This is a genomic window from Phyllobacterium sp. SL163, from assembly GCF_049896885.1.
GTDB classification, from domain to species: Bacteria; Pseudomonadota; Alphaproteobacteria; order Rhizobiales; family Rhizobiaceae; genus Phyllobacterium; species Phyllobacterium calauticae.
This window is the reverse complement of the sequence record NZ_JAFCVE010000002.1, coordinates 598,510-612,605: the sequence shown is the minus strand read 5'-3', so window position 1 is coordinate 612,605 and position 14,096 is coordinate 598,510. Positions and strand designations below refer to the sequence as shown.

Below are 14,096 nucleotides of genomic sequence, written 5' to 3'. Positions count from 1 at the left end.
CACTCAGTCAGGCTCATTTATCATGGTGACATTCGCTCTTGCAGCCGCCGACAAACCAAAACCCGCCCTATATCGCGGGTTTCGGACAGGAAAGCTCAACCGTCTCGCCATGGCACTCCTGTGGTATGGCATGGCGGCGTTCGGAATAGGTTTCTGGTGGGCCGTCTATCTCGAGGTCCTGTCGTTCTTGTGAATGGACACGGCCAACGGAACAGGCCACCTCTTGATTATAGGCCGCTATTCCTGTTCGGCATGTTCCGTATAGGCAATGGCGGCATCAACAGCGCGCTTCAATTCATCTTTGATACCGATCGACTCGTTCAGCACCTGTTCGACCCGCAGAAAATCCAGCACGCCAAACCGGGCAACGCTGGGCCGCAGGAAAATTGCCGGCGGATCGGTCCGCAACCGCGTGGCGATGATCGACTGCATCATCAGCTGGCTTGCGCCGAACATTGCGTCAATCGACGACGGAAACTTGCGGCCGTCGCCTTCCGGGCCGCCGACCACATCGATACCGATGACGAACTGAGCCTTGTCCTTGAGATGATCGAAGGGCACCGGATTGTAGATCCCGCCGTCGATCAGCACACGGTCGTCGCGGCGCACCGGACGGAACAGCGCCGGGATGGCCGCGGAAGCGGCTATGGCGTTGAAGAGATCACCCTGATGGATGGGAATTTCCCGTTGACCGTAAAAATCCGTTGCGGTGACGCTGAGCGGAATGGGCAGTTCCTCGAACGTATCGGGTATCTGTTCCGGCAGAAAGGTCTTGAGCAGCTTTTCGATGTTGAACTGGCTGAAGCGGATGCCGCCGCCGAACATTTCGCCAAAGGTCGCCGGGCGCAGGCGCCAGAGCCGCGCCGCGATTTCGGCGCGCCGGGACAATGTTGCCACCGCATAGTCGCGTATGTCCCGGCCGGACATGCCCGCTGCCATGCCCGCGCCCATGATGGCGCCGATGGAAGAACCGGAAATGGCGACCGGCCTGATGCCGAGTTCGTCCAGCGCCTCGATGACATTGATATGCGCCAGTCCCCTCGCCCCGCCGCCACCAAAAGCAACCGCAAAGCTTGGCGAACAGCTGACGACGCTGGTTCCCGCAGAACCGGAAACACTTTCGAGATCGCGTGCGCTCATGACATATCCCCGGCTGATCAGGATTGGGGCGGCCCGATGATCAGAATGGCCGGATCGGTTTCAAGCAGTTTGCGCGCTGCTGCCTTCACCTGATCCAATGTCACAGCATTGATCAGATCCGCGCGCTTGTCGATATAGTCGCGGCCCAGATGCTCATCCTGCAGGCCGATCAGCGTGCTGGCGACGGCCGATGACGAATCCAGATTGTTGATGGCATAGGAGCCGACGAGATATTTCTTGGCCTCGACCAATTCCTGCTCGGTCGGACCGTCCTTGGCCATGCGGGCAACCTCATCCTTGAGGATCTGCAGGGTTTCCCCGGACCTGTCGGAGCGGGTTGCCGTGGATATGGTCAGGGCTGCCATGTGATCCCTGCTGATGAGGGCGGAACCGGCGGAATAGGCAAGGCCGCGCTTCTCGCGCACTTCGCTGTAAATTCTCGAGGAGAAGGTACCGCCGCCCAGAATGTGATTCATGATGTAGGCCGGGAAGAAATCCGCATCCTGACGCCGCACGCCCGGATAGACCATGGAAATGGATGTCTGCGGCAGGGGATAATCGACGCGGGTTGTCTTGCCCAAGGCCAGCTTGGCATCGCCAATCGGATCAAGCTGGGCTTTGTCCGGCAGATCGCCAAACACCTTGTCGAGCAGCGGTCCCAGCTGTTCCGGACTGATTGCACCGACAACGCCGACAATGAGATGGTCACGGGCAAAGACCCGCTTGTGATAGGCGGCGAGATCATCGCGGGTGATCGATGCCAGGCTGGCTTCGGTGCCCTGCGACTGGCGGCCATAGGGATGATCGCCATACAGCGCTTCGGCGAACTTGCGGCCGGCGATGGTATTCGGATCGCGCTCGGCGGCCTTGATGTTGGCAACCACCTGCTGGCGGATGCGGTCGATCGGCGCCTGATCGAAGCGTGGCTCATTGACGGCAAGCGCCAAGAGATCGACCGCTTCATCGCGCTTGTCGGCAAGCATGCGCATGGCGCCGGAAATACGGTCATCCTCGGCATTGAAAGCCATTTCAGCGCCGACATCGTCGAGCTTTTCCTGAAATGCATCGGAATCGAGATCGCCGGCGCCCTCGTCGAAAAGCCCGGTCATCAGATTGGCGAGGCCTTCCTTGCCCTTGGGGTTCTGCGCCGAACCGCCCTCGAAGGAAAACCGCAGGGCAATCAGCGGAACGAAGTCATCCTGCACCAGCCAGGCACGAATCCCCTTGGGCGAAACGACTTCCTTGATTTCCACCGCATAGACCGGTGCCACGGCGAGGATGACCAGCAGCAAGGCGGCGGCCATCCGGTTGAAAGCGGGTGTCAACAGGCGGATCATTGGATGACTCCCTCGGTCTGTGGTTGCATCGGCGCGGTCTCTCCCGTCGACGGTATATTCTCGTCAGGCTTGCCGTTCTCCGGCATCAGGTAACTGGTCACCGAGCGCGAATCGACGAGATAGCGCTTGGCCACGTCCTGAATGTCCTGAACCTTCACCGCCTGGATGCGATCCGGCCATTCCTGAATGTCCTTGATCGTCTGACCGGTCGACAGCGTCGAGCCATAGATGCGGGCCATGCCCGCCTGGCTGTCGCGGGCAAAGATAACGCTCTTCAGAAAGCGGTTGCGGGCTTTCTCCAGTTCATCTGATGTAATGCCGTCCTTGATGATGCGGGCAATCTGCGCATCCACGCCGGCTTCCACCTGCTGCAGGGAGGCTGAACCGCGCGGTGCACCATAGACGGCAAATGTGCCGTCATCGAGCGCGCCGCCCTGGTAATAGACGCCGGCGCTGGCGGCCAATCCATCCTGCACGACCAGCGCCTGATAGACGCGGCTGCGCGTGGACCCGCCGAGGATTTCGCTCAGAAGATCAAGCGCCTCGGCTTCACCGGGCTTGGCATTGTTATAGGATGGCACCAGCCATATTTTCTGGAAGCTTGGCTGCGATACGCGCGGGTCGGCAAGGGATACGGTGCGCTTGGTGTTCTGTTCCGGTTCCTGCGGCCGCATGCGTTTGCCGGGTTCCGAACGGCGCGGCACCTTGCCATAGGTCTTTTCCGCCAGCGCCTTTACCGCCGCTGCATCGACGTCGCCCGAGACAACCAGCGTCGCATTGTTTGGCGTGTAGAATTTTTCGTAGAAGGCGAGCGCATCCTTGAGGTTTAGCTGCTGCATCTCGTGCAACCAGCCGATAACCGGGAAGCGGTAGGGGTGGTTCTGATAGAGCGTCGCGTTGACCTCTTCCGACAACAGGGCAGCGGGATTGGTATCGGTGCGCGACCGGCGCTCTTCGAGCACCACGTCGCGCTCGGTCTTCACCACATCCTCGTTCAGGATGAGGTTTTCCATGCGGTCCGCCTCATAGGTCATGACCATTTCAAGCGCCTGCGGCGACACCTGCTGGAAGAACGCGGTGTAATCATAGGAGGTGAACGCATTCTCACGCCCGCCGATTTCAGCCACCTTGCGGGAGAATTCACCGACCGGATAGGTCATGGTGGCCTTGAACATCAGATGTTCGAAGAAATGCGCAATGCCCGACTTGCCCGGATCTTCGTCGGCCGATCCGACATGATACCAGAGCATATGGGTAACGACCGGCGCGCGATGGTCGGGTATCACTACCACTTCGAGACCATTGTCCAAACGGAAGGACGAGACACCGGCACTATCGGCCTTTTGGACCTCCGCGGTGAGCTGCGCCATCGTCTGGGCGTGTGCGGGAAGAATGAAACCGGCGGTCGATACTGTTCCGGCCAAAACCAATGCCGCAATGGTACGGCTCACTATTTGCGACATCAATCTTCCTTCGCAATTCTGTTCAAAGCCGGAAGTTTTCCGGTCCGGTCGTTTGCTTAGCCGCTCAACGTGACAAATCGTATGATTGTTCCGCCGTAGTGGCGTTCTTCGGCCACCGAGAATCGCGAATCCAGGTTGATCGCGGCCTCGGCCTCTTCTTCAAGCACGAGAAGTGTGTCGGGATTGAGCCAGCCGCCTTCAAGAGCGGATTTGAAGGCGAGTTCGCCCAGGCCCTTGCCATAGGGCGGGTCGGCAAAAACGAGATCGAACGGCTCGATCGTACCGGCATCGCCGAGTTTGGCGGCATCGCGGCGGAAAATCTTGGTGTTGCCCAGCAAACCGAAGGCTTCGACATTGGTGCGGATCAGGCCGCGCCCTTCCGTCGACTCCTCGATGAAGACGCCATAGCGCGCGCCCCGCGATATGGCTTCAAGCCCCAGGGCGCCTGTTCCGGCGAAAAGATCCAGCACGCGGGTCGCTTCAAACTTTTCCGGATAATTGTGCACCAGAATGTTGAACAGGCTTTCCCGCGTCCGGTCCGTCGTCGGCCGGATGGCATTGGTATTCGGCGTCGCCAATGCCCGCCCGCGAAATTTGCCGCCGACAATCCGCATCAAGTCCACGCCTATGGCTTGGGCTTGCGTGGCGGACGGCCTGCGCCACCGCCGGAACCGCCGCGCGGACCTTTAGGAGCACCCGATGGCGCACCACGCGGTGCCGCGCCTTTCGGTCCGCCATAGGGCCGGTCACCGGAGCGGCCATCCTGCCGGGTTGGGCGACCGCTGGTGCCATATGGACGTTCGGCGCGATTGGGGCGCTCGGACTGGAAAGACGGTTTGCCGCCGGCGGCTTCCCGCTCCTTCAGTTCGGCGCGTTCGCGCTTGCCCACCCGTGGCGGGCGCGGTGGACGCGGGCCATCGCGAGAACCTTCCGGCCGATCCGATCCGAAGGAACGCTTCGGACGCTCGGCCCGCTCGTCATCGCCGCGGGGCGGACGCGGGGAATAGCTGCGCGGCTTGTCGCCGCCCGCATAGGCACCGGCAGGACGTTCACGCTGCGGCCGGTCACCCGCAGGACGCGCGGAACCTTCCTCAAAACGGCGCGGCCGTTCCGTGCGCGGTGCATCGGAGTGACGGCGCTCGCCACGCGGTTCGCCGGTCTTTGCCTTGGGTTTGCCAACCGGGCGTGCACCCGGCGCCATCCAGACATTGGCCGAACGGGCACGTGGAGGCGCGGCCTCTTCTGCCTTTGCGCCGCGCGCACCCTTGGGGCCTGCCGCATCGCGCGGCTTGCGGTCGTCCGCACGCGGTGCACGAGCCGGACGTTCGTCGCGGCCGCCGCGTGCATCGCGCGAGGCTCCAGGCCGTTCGCTGCGATCGGTCGTCAGGCGCGACAGGCCTTCTTCGCGCCTTTCGTCCTTGGACTTGCGCGGGCCACGGCTTTTCGCCACCGGCGCACTCGATATCCATTCGGAGGAACGGCGCGCCGGACGATCGGCAGCCGGCTGCTGTACCGCTTCGCCCTTCACCGCATCGTTGGAAAAGACATTGATGATCGGCGCCTCGAAATCGGCACCGGATTCTTCGATCAGGCGCTCACCAAGCTGGTCACGCAGGGTGCGGCCGTTCATTTCCCGCACCGAACCCTCCGGCAGATCGCCAAGCTGGAACGGGCCATAGGAAATGCGGATCAGGCGATTGACGGACAGGCCAAGCGCACCGAGCACATTCTTGACTTCGCGGTTCTTGCCCTCGCGCAGACCCATCATGATCCACACGTTCGAGCCCTGCTCGCGTTCGAGCGTGGCTTCGATCGCGCCGTAGAATACGCCTTCGACGGCAATGCCGTCCTTCAGCGTATCGAGCTTTTCCTGGGTCACGCTGCCATGGGCACGCACGCGGTAGCGGCGCAGCCAGCCGGTGGACGGCAGTTCAAGCGCACGCGACAGGCCGCCATCATTGGTCAGCAGCAGAAGACCTTCGGTATTGATATCCAGACGTCCGACGGAAAGGACACGCGGCATATCCTTCGGCAGGGATTCGAAAACCGTCTGGCGTCCTTCCGGATCGCGGTTGGTTGTCACCAGACCGGCCGGCTTGTGGTAGAGCCACAGGCGCGTGCGTTCTTTCTGCGGCAACGGCTTGCCGTCGACTTCGATGCGGTCTTCGCGCTTGACATTGATCGCGGGGCTGGCAAGCACCTTGCCATTGACCGAGATACGGCCTGCAGCAATCATTGTCTCGGCTTCCCGGCGCGAGGCTATCCCTGCGCGGGCAAGCCGCTTGGCAATGCGCTCGCTGTCGTCGACCGGCGCTTCCTCGTGCGATGATCTGCGCGGACCGCGCGTCGCGGGATCCCGCGCTCCGTCATCGAACTTGCGCGGAGCCGGACGGCCACCGCGGCCGCCATCGGCGCCCTTCTTGTCGAAGCTGCGCTTTTCAAAGGGACGTTTACCGCCCTTTCCGTCATCATTTGAACTGGTCATGGAATGTTTGCCTTTCAGCGGGGCTAACTACCAGCTATGACGGCAGCTTGCGAGTAAATTCTGGACCATGAGTGCAGCGTGAACCAAAAAACTGATCCTATGGGACCCATGGACCTTGCCCTGGCCGAGGCGAAGGCCGCGGCAAAACGCGGCGAAGTGCCCGTCGGTGCCGTTCTGGTGAAGGACGGCGTGGTTCTGGCCCAGGCCGGAAACCGCACCCGGGAACGCAACGATCCCACCGCCCATGCGGAGATTCTGGTCATCCGGCAGGGCTGCGAAGCGCTGAACGATGAGCGTCTGACGGGTTGCGATCTCTATGTCACGCTCGAGCCGTGCACGATGTGCGCTGCCGCCATTTCCTTCGCCCGTATCCGGCGATTGTACTACGGAGCGCAGGACATCAAGAGCGGCGGCGTGGAAAACGGCGCGCGATTTTTTGCCCAGCCCACCTGCCATCACGCGCCGGAGGTCTATTCCGGCTTCCGCGAGCAGGAAGCTGAAACCATCCTCAAGGAATTCTTCCGCGCAAAAAGGCTCTAATTGTCGGCGCGTATCCGGGCGGTAAAGTCTTCCGCCTTGTCGGCATCCATGGCGCGCTGGTTGATCGAAGCCGCCTCGATCTCCGCGTCGAGCGGCCTGCTCCGGTCAATGGCGCCAAGATCATAGAGATAACCGGGCAGGTAACCGGAAAGGATGACGCGGTAGTCCAGCGGCACACCGGGGGTGATTGCCCGGATCATGTCAAAGATCACCGTTGTGCAATTGGCCGTCACCGTATTGTAGAATTGCGCCTGCTTGGACAGCCGGTTGCCGGTGTCGAGGTAGGAGAGAAACAGCGCCTGCCGCATTTCCGGCGTCAGGTTGACCCGATACCGATACACATCCTCCTTGCGGATATTGCTGCGCAGCCGGATGATGTCACGCTCGTCGGCGGCGATCATCGCCAGCTCGAACTGTTTGAAAAAGCCGCCGATTTCCGAGAACTGCTCGTGCCGCTTCTTGCGGATCTCGGCCGAGAAAACCACCTGATCACCATTGTTGAAACCGAAACTCACCAGCGTATGCGCAATGGCCGGGCTCGACCAGTACGACAGAAACACATCAACCGAAGCCAGATTTTCCAGATCATAGGACCGGACTTCCCAGCGCGGCGTGTAATCCGTCTGGCTGCGCCATTCGAAATTGCGGACATTGGCCAGCGTCACATGGTTGCCGACCAGTGTTCCCGTGACGGTCTGCGCCACGTCATCCGCCCAGATGCGATTGAGCGACGGAGTTATGGTGCTCCACCAGAACAGGAGGGCCGCCATGACCGGAATGAGCACGATCAGGGCGCGCCGCACCCGCCCCGTTACCTCGAGCCAAAGAACCACAAGCCCGATCAGGACCCAGACAATCACACCGCCCGTCACACCGGGCAGGTCGAGAGGAAGTTGATACCAGAGCGCAAATCCGCCCCAGAAAAAACCGAAGGCTGTCAGGAGAATGAGAATAATCAATCCGGGAAGACGCAAAAGACGCAAGATCGGTGGCCCTCAACTGACAAGCTGTGACGCAATAGTCCCGGTACATCAAGGCAAAGGCAAGACGCTTTCTGACGTCCCAAAAAGAAAGGCTCCCTGAAGGAGCCTTTCACGTGTCATGCAGCGGTTCAAATTCCGGTGGCATCAATTCCAGGGAATGAGGTTCTTGAAGCTGAAGCCCTTGTCCTTGCGGGCAGCGGCCTTGCGGTCGCGTTCCTTCTTGGCTTCGTCTTCGCCAAGCTCATCGGCAGCGGCCGTCGGTGCCGGGGCGCGATAGGCCAGCGGTGGCTCGCTCAGATAACGCCGCGTGGTCGCCGAACCGGCGGTCGAAGCAAGGCGGCGAGCGCGGAATTCCGCAGACTGCTTGCTTGCCGTGCTCACGCCCGAGGGCGGCGGGTTTCTGTCGTTGTAGACGCCGTGCTCGCCATTATCGACAGCCCTTGTTGCGGGCGGCGTGTCATTTTCGATTTGCGGCACATAGTTGGGATTGTTCTGATTGGCCGTAGCGTCGTCACGCAAACGCTTGCGCCGCTGTTCCGGTGATTCCGGCCACTTCGCAGCGTTCGCGGCGACGGCATTTTCCTGTGGCGCCGGCAATTGGCCTGGCTTGCCAGCGACAGGGCGAACGAGATCCGGGCGCGGATTATAGGTTATCGGGTCTTTTTTCTTGGGACTGAACGAAGCGATATTGGAAACGTCGTCCAGCAACTGGCTGCCAGATGTCTTGTTGGTGCCATAGGTTGGTGACGACATGCACCCGGCCAGCGTCAAGGACGCCAGCATTGCACCAAGAACCGTAATACGTCCGTTCAAATCCATACTCGCCACTTTCGCCTCAAGCTCATATTGCCGACTCCGCCGAGTCAATATGCTTGATCAATGCCCTGCCTGTTAAATCAGGCAACTCAATGGCAAGCCTTTTACATGAGGCCTGTCCCAATAAGCAAGCCGAAGCAACCTATTGTTAAGCAAAATGCGGATCATCCAGAGAATGATCCGCATTTATACACTTAAATGGCGAGTTTGCCGAGTTTTGCTAGTTCATGCAGTGCCGCCGCATCGCGGGCCGAGACATCCGGATAGGCCGGATCGGAGCCAACATCATGGGTATAACGCCATGAACGGGCACATTTTGTACCCGATGCGCGCTCGGGAACGACCGCCACGCCCTTCACGTCCTCGGCAATGAAGGCCCCGGCCGGAGCCGCTTCGTTCCTGATCGTGATGGCGCTGGTGATGCAGATTTCAGCCATATCGAGATCGGAAACGGCAGCGAACAATTCCGGATCGGTGACAAAGACCACCGGCGCAGCCTCAAGCGACGAACCGATGCGCTTGTCCGCCCGCTCCAGCTCCAGCGCGCCTGTGACGGCCCGCCGGACATCGCGCACCTTGCGCCACTTCTCGGCCAGGGCTTCGTTCTTCCATTCGGACGGCGTCGCGCGGAACTGCTCGAGATGAACCGAGACGGCGGCGGGATACTGGTCGAGCCAGGCTTCCTCCGTGGTGAACGGCAGCATGGGCGCAAGCCAGGTCACCAGACGGTCGAACAGGTGACGTACAACCTGCAGGGACGCACGGCGCTTGATGCTGGACGGCGCGTCGCAATACAGCGCATCCTTGCGGATATCGAAGTAGAACGCCGACAATTCGACGTTCATGAAATCGATGAGGGAACGCGTGATGCGCTTGAATTCGAAGGCATCATAGCTCGAGCGGACCACCTCATCGAGCTCGGTGAGACGGTGCAGCATCAGCTTTTCCAGTTCCGGCATATCAGCATAGGCGATTTCATCCCCGGCATCGTGGGCCAGGGTGCCAAGCATCCAGCGAATGGTGTTGCGCAGCTTGCGATAGGAATCGATGTTCGTCTGGATGATGTTCTTGCCCAGACGCTGGTCTTCCCAATAATCCGTGGTCATGACCCACAGACGCAGGATATCGGCACCGGAATCCTTGATCACATCCTGCGGCGTGACCGTATTGCCGAGCGACTTCGACATTTTGCGCCCTTCCTCATCCATGGTGAAACCATGGGTGACGAGGGTGTTGTAGGGCGCACGGCCGCGGGTGCCGCAGCTTTCCAGCAGCGACGAGTGGAACCAGCCGCGATGCTGGTCGGAGCCTTCCAGATAGACATCGGCAGGCCATTTCAGGTCAGGACGATCTTCCAGCGTGAAGACATGGGTCGAGCCGGAGTCAAACCAGACATCGAGAATGTCGCGCACCTGCACCCACGGCTCGTTTGCCTTTTCGCCAAGGAAACGCTCGCGCGCGCCTTCGGCAAACCAGGCATCGGCGCCTTCCTGCTCGAATGCTTCGAGAATGCGGGCATTGACCGCATCGTCCTTGAGCACGTTGCCATTCTCATCGGCAAACACGCAGATCGGCACACCCCAGGCGCGCTGGCGCGACAGGACCCAGTCGGGACGGTCTTCGATCATGGCACGCAGCCGGTTCTGGCCGCCGGCAGGTACGAAACGGGTCTCGTCGATCGCCGCCAGGGCGCGCGAACGCAATGTGGTCAGATCGCCCAGATCCTTGTCCATATAGACAAACCATTGCGGCGTGTTGCGGAAGATCACCGGCTTCTTCGAACGCCACGAATGCGGATATGAGTGCTTCAGCCGGCCGCGGGCAAACAGCGCACTGCGCGCGATAAGCTCCTCGATGACGGCCTTGTTGGCATCGCCCTTCTTGCCGTTGTCGTCGATGACGCGCGCGGCTCCGCCTTCCCGATCCGGACCAAAGCCCGGAGCGTCCTTGGTATAGAAACCGGCATCATCAACGGTGAACGGGATAGCCGGAGAAATACCCTTCGCCTCGAGTTCACGCGCAGCAGCGGTCCAAGCGTCAAAGTCCTCGCGGCCATGGCTTGGGGCGGTGTGCACGAAACCGGTACCGGCATCGTCGGTGACGTGATCACCGGCAACCAGCGGAACCACAAACTCATAGCCGCCGCCCAGCCCTTTGAAAGGATGCGCCAGGGTCATGGCGGCAAACTCGTCGGTCGAAACGGTCTTGATCCGCTTGAAGGTCAGCTTGGCCTTGGCCGCGGATTCCTCCGCAAGCGCGTCGGCGAAGATCAGCCTTTCGCCCGGTCGGGGTCCAAAATCATTTTCTGCGGTTTCGACCTCGTAAAGCCCATAGGCAATACGCGGGGAATAGCTGACCGCACGGTTTCCCGGGATGGTCCATGGTGTCGTGGTCCAGATCACCACATGCGCCGCGCCAAGATCGCCCGCGCCATCTGCGACCGGGAATTTCACCCAGATGGTGTCGCTTTCATAGTCCTGATACTCGACCTCGGCTTCCGCCAGCGCCGTGCGCTCGACCACCGACCACATCACCGGCTTCGAACCGCGATAGAGCTGGCCGGACATGGCGAACTTGAGCAATTCCCCGGCGATGCGGCTTTCCGCATGGAAAGCCATCGTCGTATAGGGATTGTCGAAATCGCCCTCGATGCCGAGGCGCTTGAATTCGGCGGACTGGATCTTGATCCAATTGGCGGCGAACTCACGGCACTCCTTGCGGAATTCGTTGATCGGCACGTCGTCCTTGTCCTTGCCCTTGGCGCGGTACTGTTCCTCGATCTTCCATTCGATCGGCAGGCCGTGGCAATCCCAGCCGGGAACATAATTGGAATCGAAACCGCGCATCTGGAACGAGCGGGTGATGACGTCCTTAAGGATCTTGTTCAGCGCATGGCCGATATGGATGTTGCCATTGGCATAGGGAGGACCGTCATGCAGCACGTAGAGCGGGCGCCCCTTCCCGTCTTCGCGCAATTTCCTGTAGAGATTCATCTCGCCCCAGCGCTTGACGAATTCCGGTTCCTTGGCGGGCAGGCCGGCGCGCATCGGAAAATCGGTCTGCGGCAGATAAAGTGTCTTCGAATAGTCGAGTGGGTTGGCGGTGTCGGTCATTTTTCCAGCTTGTGAACAGGCCCGCGCGTGATCGCAGCAGGCAAAGATGTGACGAAAATCAAAAAAGAGCGCGATGGCGCATCCGGAAAACCCGGACCTTCCGCACCCGCAAGCCTAGGCTTCAGGCAAACCGGAAGGCCGGGCCAGTAATTCGTGGTGTCTGAAGCGGTATGGACTGTGCAAGGGTCCAGGAAACAGTTTTCATGAGCGCGCTTTTAGCAATCACTGCTTCCAGAATAAAGGGGCTGACGCAATAAACTTCGCGTCAGCCCGATATATCGATCAAAGCGCGAAGTCGAAACGGTAGGTTGCCTGCAGGCCGAAGGTCGCCTGATTGGCCGACCCGCGCTCCTTGACGATGCTGGAATCGGCCGCCGGTCCCATCAGGCGGCTATACTCCGCATAGGCACTGGTTTCGATCTTGTCCGTCGCCTTCCAGGTGATCTGGCCGCCGAGACCAAGCGATTTCAGACCGCCGCCATCGGGACGGTAGGTCGATAGGCCGGATGCAGCCGCTTCCGTCGGGTTCACCCCGTAATACTGCTTGAAGTAATCCCGCGACGCTACGGTGGCGCGCGGTCCGGCCGAAACGCGCACAGTCGGCGTCAGGTCCTTGAAGGCATCGACGGCAAAGTCGGCAACGACGCCGTCATGCGAACCGATACCGCGACGCACCTCGACACGGCCGCGGATATTGTCCGTCGGATAGAATTCGGCGAAGCCGCCCACTTCGACACCCCAATCGACATCATGCACGCCCTTGAGATTCGCGTCGCCGCTGTCGCGGCCGGTGATCAGCTTGCCGGTGATACCGGTGCGGAACACGCCCGTATCGATCAGGCCGATCGACGCATTGTCATTAAGGGAGCTGAAACGGGCGGCGGCTCCGGCACGGCCCAGCGAGATAACCGGCGCGGCGCGCAGAAGATAGTCCTTGGCGCCTTCATAGCGCGGGGCGATGAAGCCCTTGGCGCCGAGGGTCAGGTACCAGTCGCCCGACCACCAATGCTGGCGGGGCGCAGCCGCCGTCTGGTTTTGCTGGCCTTCGTAATAATAATCATCGGCAGAGCCCGGGACGGCACCGGCAAGTATAAGGGCGCCCGAAAGAGCGGCGACGAGACGAACATGCATGAAATCACTCCAAAATTTCGCCTGGGAGGGCGGCAGATTTGAGAATGACGCTAGCGAAGGATAGATAAAATTGGATTTATTCTTATGGTAAACAATTTACCGTTTCATCGAAAATTAATCGTGTCGTCCAGAGCGGATAACGGTTTCACCCCCTGCAACAGAGCACGCGCTTCTTCCTCGTCGCGCCTGATCTGCTGCATCATCGGCTCAAGCCCGTCGAACTTTTCCTCGCCGCGCAAATAGCCAAAGAACGAAACCGCGCAGATTTCGTCGTAGAGATTGCCGGTGAAATCGAAAACATAGGTTTCGAGCAGCGGCGCGCCATCGGTATCCACGGTGGGCCTGCGGCCAAAGCTGGCCACGCCATCATGGAGTGTGCCGTCCGCACGGCGAAAACGCACGGCATAAATGCCTTCCTGCAGATGCGTCTCGGGTGGCAGCACCATATTGGCCGTGGGGAAGCCGATCGTGCGGCCAAGCTGCTTGCCATGCACCACTTCCGCGCGAATCCGGTGGCGGTACCCCAGGAGGCCCGACGCTTCGACAATGTCGCCCGCGCCCAGAAGTTCGCGGATGCGGCTGGATGAAATGGCCTGCCCGCCCTCGTCGCGGAACGCATCGACGAGCGTGACCTGAAAGCCGCGCTTTTCCCCGGCATCCATGAGAAAGGCCGGACCGCCCTGACGGCCCTTGCCGAAGTGGAAGTCAAACCCCGCCACGATGCGGCTCGCTCCAAGACCGGCAATGAGAATCTCGTCCACGAACACATCGGCCGTAAGCTGTGAGAAATCCCGGGTGAAATGGCATTCCACCACAGCATCGAAACCGAGCGCTTCCAGGATGGAGGCTTTTTCCGCTGCGGGTGTCAGCCGGTCGACCGGCTGATCCGGCACGAAGACGCTACGCGGATGCGGCTCGAAGGTGAGAACCAGCGAAGGCTTTCCGGCGGTGTGGGCGGCATCAAGCGCCCGCCCCAGAACAGCCTGATGGCCGCGATGCACACCGTCAAAATTACCGATCGCCACCACAGCGCCCTTCAGATGCTGCGGCAGATGCGAAGGGTCGGTCAGGCGTAGAATCGGCATGTG

General features: G+C 60.6%; 12 protein-coding genes. 2 read left to right on the top strand and 10 right to left on the bottom strand.

Annotation, left to right across the window (positions count from 1 at the left end; translation table 11 throughout):
• The first annotated feature begins 22 nt into the window (after nucleotides 1-22).
• Nucleotides 23-193, top strand: a complete 171-nt coding sequence (locus ACP7B1_RS06615) for a hypothetical protein (RefSeq protein WP_346307501.1) — start codon at nucleotides 23-25, stop codon at nucleotides 191-193.
• Nucleotides 194-237: 44 nt separating this feature from the next.
• On the opposite strand, the gene ACP7B1_RS06610 is transcribed toward ACP7B1_RS06615, so the two are convergent.
• From ACP7B1_RS06610 to ACP7B1_RS06590, 5 genes are read right to left on the bottom strand one after another with little or no spacing between them, the layout of a single operon-like run.
• Entirely contained in the window at nucleotides 238-1,140 is a 903-nt protein-coding gene (locus ACP7B1_RS06610) for a patatin-like phospholipase family protein (RefSeq protein ID WP_346307502.1), read from the bottom strand.
• A gap of 17 nt (nucleotides 1,141-1,157) precedes the next feature.
• Entirely contained in the window at nucleotides 1,158-2,477 is a 1,320-nt protein-coding gene (locus ACP7B1_RS06605; RefSeq protein WP_346307503.1) for a M16 family metallopeptidase, read from the bottom strand.
• On the bottom strand, nucleotides 2,474-3,940 hold the full coding sequence (locus ACP7B1_RS06600) for a M16 family metallopeptidase (RefSeq protein WP_426136765.1): 1,467 nt from the start codon (nucleotides 3,938-3,940) through the stop codon (nucleotides 2,474-2,476). The genes ACP7B1_RS06605 and ACP7B1_RS06600 overlap by 4 nt, the downstream gene beginning before the upstream one ends.
• A gap of 56 nt (nucleotides 3,941-3,996) precedes the next feature.
• The gene (gene rsmD / locus ACP7B1_RS06595; protein ID WP_346307504.1) at nucleotides 3,997-4,554 is read right to left on the bottom strand and encodes a 16S rRNA (guanine(966)-N(2))-methyltransferase RsmD; all 558 of its coding nucleotides are present in this window, start codon (nucleotides 4,552-4,554) and stop codon (nucleotides 3,997-3,999) included.
• A gap of 11 nt (nucleotides 4,555-4,565) precedes the next feature.
• Nucleotides 4,566-6,425, bottom strand: a complete 1,860-nt coding sequence (locus tag ACP7B1_RS06590) for a pseudouridine synthase (protein WP_346307505.1) — start codon at nucleotides 6,423-6,425, stop codon at nucleotides 4,566-4,568.
• Between the two features lie 108 nt (nucleotides 6,426-6,533).
• Between ACP7B1_RS06590 and ACP7B1_RS06585 the strand changes: the two genes are divergently transcribed.
• The gene (locus ACP7B1_RS06585; RefSeq protein WP_346307550.1) at nucleotides 6,534-6,965 is read left to right on the top strand and encodes a nucleoside deaminase; all 432 of its coding nucleotides are present in this window, start codon (nucleotides 6,534-6,536) and stop codon (nucleotides 6,963-6,965) included.
• Here the strand turns inward: ACP7B1_RS06585 and ACP7B1_RS06580 are convergent.
• The 5 genes from ACP7B1_RS06580 to ACP7B1_RS06560 all read right to left on the bottom strand — a co-directional run bounded on the left by ACP7B1_RS06580 (nucleotide 6,962) and on the right by ACP7B1_RS06560 (nucleotide 14,093).
• On the bottom strand, nucleotides 6,962-7,948 hold the full coding sequence (locus tag ACP7B1_RS06580) for a DUF4105 domain-containing protein (RefSeq protein ID WP_346307506.1): 987 nt from the start codon (nucleotides 7,946-7,948) through the stop codon (nucleotides 6,962-6,964). The genes ACP7B1_RS06585 and ACP7B1_RS06580 overlap by 4 nt on opposite strands.
• A 144-nt stretch (nucleotides 7,949-8,092) precedes the next feature.
• Nucleotides 8,093-8,767, bottom strand: coding sequence for a hypothetical protein (locus tag ACP7B1_RS06575; RefSeq protein ID WP_346307507.1), 675 nt, complete (start codon nucleotides 8,765-8,767; stop codon nucleotides 8,093-8,095).
• A 191-nt stretch (nucleotides 8,768-8,958) separates the two neighbouring features.
• Nucleotides 8,959-11,877 carry an isoleucine--tRNA ligase gene (gene ileS / locus ACP7B1_RS06570; protein WP_346307508.1) on the bottom strand — a complete coding sequence of 973 codons (2,919 nt, stop codon included), beginning with the start codon at nucleotides 11,875-11,877 and terminating at the stop codon, nucleotides 8,959-8,961.
• A gap of 282 nt (nucleotides 11,878-12,159) precedes the next feature.
• Entirely contained in the window at nucleotides 12,160-13,008 is an 849-nt protein-coding gene (locus ACP7B1_RS06565; RefSeq protein WP_346307509.1) for a MipA/OmpV family protein, read from the bottom strand.
• 104 nt (nucleotides 13,009-13,112) lie between these two features.
• Nucleotides 13,113-14,093 carry a bifunctional riboflavin kinase/FAD synthetase gene (locus ACP7B1_RS06560; protein WP_346307510.1) on the bottom strand — a complete coding sequence of 327 codons (981 nt, stop codon included), beginning with the start codon at nucleotides 14,091-14,093 and terminating at the stop codon, nucleotides 13,113-13,115.
• Nucleotides 14,094-14,096: the final 3 nt, after the last annotated feature.

Excerpts from the sequence above, each read along its gene's own strand:
- ACP7B1_RS06615 (WP_346307501.1), top strand. The coding sequence starts at position 23 with ATGGTGACATTCGCTCTTGCAGCCGCCGACAAACCAAAACCCGCCCTA.
- ACP7B1_RS06610 (WP_346307502.1), bottom strand. The coding sequence starts at position 1,140 with ATGAGCGCACGCGATCTCGAAAGTGTTTCCGGTTCTGCGGGAACCAGC.
- ACP7B1_RS06605 (WP_346307503.1), bottom strand. The coding sequence starts at position 2,477 with ATGATCCGCCTGTTGACACCCGCTTTCAACCGGATGGCCGCCGCCTTG.
- ACP7B1_RS06600 (WP_426136765.1), bottom strand. The coding sequence starts at position 3,940 with ATGTCGCAAATAGTGAGCCGTACCATTGCGGCATTGGTTTTGGCCGGA.
- rsmD (WP_346307504.1), bottom strand. The coding sequence starts at position 4,554 with ATGCGGATTGTCGGCGGCAAATTTCGCGGGCGGGCATTGGCGACGCCG.
- ACP7B1_RS06590 (WP_346307505.1), bottom strand. The coding sequence starts at position 6,425 with ATGACCAGTTCAAATGATGACGGAAAGGGCGGTAAACGTCCCTTTGAA.
- ACP7B1_RS06585 (WP_346307550.1), top strand. The coding sequence starts at position 6,534 with ATGGACCTTGCCCTGGCCGAGGCGAAGGCCGCGGCAAAACGCGGCGAA.
- ACP7B1_RS06575 (WP_346307507.1), bottom strand. The coding sequence starts at position 8,767 with ATGGATTTGAACGGACGTATTACGGTTCTTGGTGCAATGCTGGCGTCC.
- ileS (WP_346307508.1), bottom strand. The coding sequence starts at position 11,877 with ATGACCGACACCGCCAACCCACTCGACTATTCGAAGACACTTTATCTG.
- ACP7B1_RS06565 (WP_346307509.1), bottom strand. The coding sequence starts at position 13,008 with ATGCATGTTCGTCTCGTCGCCGCTCTTTCGGGCGCCCTTATACTTGCC.
- ACP7B1_RS06560 (WP_346307510.1), bottom strand. The coding sequence starts at position 14,093 with ATGCCGATTCTACGCCTGACCGACCCTTCGCATCTGCCGCAGCATCTG.